The organism is Qipengyuania sp. YIM B01966, assembly GCF_016461955.1.
Lineage (GTDB): Bacteria > Pseudomonadota > Alphaproteobacteria > Sphingomonadales > Sphingomonadaceae > QFOP01.
The window spans coordinates 1-1,093 of record NZ_JADMNM010000033.1 but is presented as its reverse complement, the minus strand read 5'-3'; the positions used below and the strand labels follow the sequence as shown (position 1 = coordinate 1,093).

1 protein-coding gene and 2 pseudogenes are annotated in these 1,093 nt (G+C 63.0%); 1 reads left to right on the top strand and 2 read right to left on the bottom strand.

The genetic code is table 11. From position 1 onward, the window contains the following. Window positions 1-138, top strand: a pseudogene (locus ILT46_RS11990) (IS5/IS1182 family transposase); the annotation flags it as partial. Between the two features lie 296 nt (window positions 139-434). Here the strand turns inward: ILT46_RS11990 and ILT46_RS12330 are convergent. After that, a pseudogene (locus tag ILT46_RS12330) lies at window positions 435-779 on the bottom strand (alcohol dehydrogenase catalytic domain-containing protein); the annotation flags it as partial. Between the two features lie 36 nt (window positions 780-815). After that, the coding region (locus tag ILT46_RS11980) for a universal stress protein (protein ID WP_199504869.1) at window positions 816-1,093 on the bottom strand (278 nt) is incomplete at its 5' end.

Below are 1,093 nucleotides of genomic sequence, written 5' to 3'. Positions count from 1 at the left end.
GGGCGGGCCATCCATAAAGGGGGCCTTGGGCGGCTGATCGGCCACACCAAAGGCGGTATGAACACCAAGCTGCACGCCGTCAGCGATGCGGACGGACGGCCCTTGAGCTTCTTCATGACCGCTGGGCAGGTCAGCGAGTCCGTCGCGCCGAACTTGCGCGCGACGGCGAGGCGATTGTCGTCGAGATCGATCATGATGATCCGGGCCGGTGCATAAAATTGCGCAGTCAGCAGGGTCGCCAGGCCGATCGGTCCAGCGCCGACGATCGCGACGCTGCTGCCCGGTGCAACCTTCCCGTTCAGGACGCCGCACTCATAGCCCGTCGGAAGAATGTCGCTCAGCATGACGAGGGCATCCTCATCGGCCCCCGGCGGGATCGCGTGAAGGCTGTTGTCGGCATGGGGGATGCGCACGAATTCGGCTTGCGTGCCATCGATCCTGTTGCCCAATATCCAGCCGCCCTCGACGCAATGCGAATACATGCCGCGCCGGCAATATTCACACCGGGCACAAGAGGTGATGCAGGAGATCAGGACATGATCTCCGGGCTTGAAGGCTCCAACCGCGGTTCCGACCTCCTCCACGATCCCGACACCCTCATGTCCGAGGATCCTGCCCGGCTCGCACGTCGGCACATCCCCCTTCAGGATGTGCAGGTCGGTGCCGCAAATGGTGGTCTTCGTGATCCGCACGATCGCATCGCCGGGTGCCTGCAAGGCCGGCCTCGGGCGATCCTCGAGACTCTTCTCGCCGGGGCCATGATAAACGAGAGCTTTCATGATCTCCTCCGTTCAACCGTTAGACGGGTTCGCCAGTCAGTGTACGAAAACGATCGGCAGGCGCTGATGATCGATCAGTTCCCGCGTCACGCCGCCAAGCACGAACTCGAGTGCGCGCGAACGCCCATAGCCACCGATCACGAGCACATCGGCTTTCTGCTCCACTGCGTAATTCTGAAGGACAGCCGACGTATCCTTACCGGATGAGCTGATCGGACAAACGCCGCCGCTATGGCCATGTCGCGCGAAAAGGCGGGCGATCTGGACACCGCCCCGGTGCTCCCCGGATTCGGGTCGTGTCCCACGGGGTGGTG